This is a genomic window from Cetobacterium sp. ZWU0022 (genome assembly GCF_000800875.1).
Lineage (GTDB): Bacteria > Fusobacteriota > Fusobacteriia > Fusobacteriales > Fusobacteriaceae > Cetobacterium_A.
In genome coordinates this window covers 1-1,135 of sequence record NZ_JRJZ01000071.1, presented here as the reverse complement: position 1 = coordinate 1,135, position 1,135 = coordinate 1, and the positions used below count along the sequence as shown (strand labels likewise).

At 22.8% G+C, this 1,135-nt stretch carries 3 protein-coding genes; all 3 read right to left on the bottom strand.

Features of this window, described 5'->3' with window-relative positions; translation table 11 throughout:
• Window positions 1–180: 180 nt before the first annotated feature.
• The 3 genes from L988_RS05885 to lepB all read right to left on the bottom strand — a co-directional run bounded on the left by L988_RS05885 (window position 181) and on the right by lepB (window position 1,072).
• Window positions 181–363 carry a hypothetical protein gene (locus L988_RS05885; protein WP_047382524.1) on the bottom strand — a complete coding sequence of 61 codons (183 nt, stop codon included), beginning with the start codon at window positions 361–363 and terminating at the stop codon, window positions 181–183.
• Window positions 360–515 (bottom strand): plasmid partition protein ParG, encoded by a 156-nt coding sequence (locus L988_RS13420; protein ID WP_081990303.1) that lies wholly within the window; start codon window positions 513–515, stop codon window positions 360–362. Before L988_RS13420 ends, L988_RS05885 begins: the two co-directional genes overlap by 4 nt.
• 98 nt (window positions 516–613) lie before the next feature.
• Window positions 614–1,072 carry a signal peptidase I gene (gene lepB / locus L988_RS13415; protein ID WP_081990302.1) on the bottom strand — a complete coding sequence of 153 codons (459 nt, stop codon included), beginning with the start codon at window positions 1,070–1,072 and terminating at the stop codon, window positions 614–616.
• Between the last annotated feature and the right edge of the window lie 63 nt (window positions 1,073–1,135).

The window sequence follows — 1,135 nt, the reverse complement described above, 5'->3', positions numbered from 1 at the left end:
TATTTACATATATACCTAGTTTTCTATAAACCTATATACCTATAAACCTATGTTTATATATTTATATGTTATAGTTGATTGGTATTTTGATTAATAATAAGTGGCATTATTATTAATCATGGAATATTTTCCGTAAAAAGAAGCTGTCTTGGGAAAAGATAAGAGCTTCTTTTTTATTTTTTACCATCCACTATTTTCTTCTAATTTTAGCGATTTTACTGGTCTTTGATCTCCTTTTAATTCAGGACTTATTCCTTTCATTTCTTCTATTTTTATATTCTCTTTTTCAATTTCTGATTTACTGAAACATCCCGTAAATCCCAATGAACTCAAAACACATAAACTAAGAATTATTTTTTTCATTTATTTTTTTCCTCCTTTTCAACTTCCTCTATAAATTCAAGTACTTTTTTATTAATTAAGTCTGTTATTGTTATACTTTTTTCTGCACAAATAGCCTTTAATTTAGCCTTCGTTTTACTATCAATTATAACATTAATTCTTTCAGATTTCATAATCACTCCTTTAAATCATTGATATATGTTATTAACATTTTAACATATTATCATTTTAACATATTAACATATTAACATATCAATGTTTTGATTGTCAATTAAAACCTAAAAAATAATTCTACTTTATATTTTATTGAGCTTATAGGTACTACTCCAAAATATCTACCATCAAATGATCTGTCAGAATAATCAGACAATAAAAATATTTCTCCTTTTTGTACTTTCATTTTTTTTACATCTATTTCAGGTAATTTTCTTCCATAAGAATCATACTTATAAACCTTTCCCCAATTCTTACTATTTATAATTAACTCATTATTGTTATTTATTTCAATAACATCATCTATTTTTTCACTTGCCACTTTTTTCATCATAGATGTAACTATACTTGGTACATATTTTCTATCAAATAAATACTTTTTTGTTTCTTCAGGAATTTCAAATACTACAATATCATCTTTTTTAAATTCTTCAGAGGGAAGTATCCTATATACTCCCCTCGGTAAACTTTTTGTTATATTTATTATGTAGTTATTTGAAAAAATTTTTAGAATAATTAAAAATGCAAAAAAAAACTAATTATTATTAAAACTTTTTTATCTTTTATTTTCATTTATTAT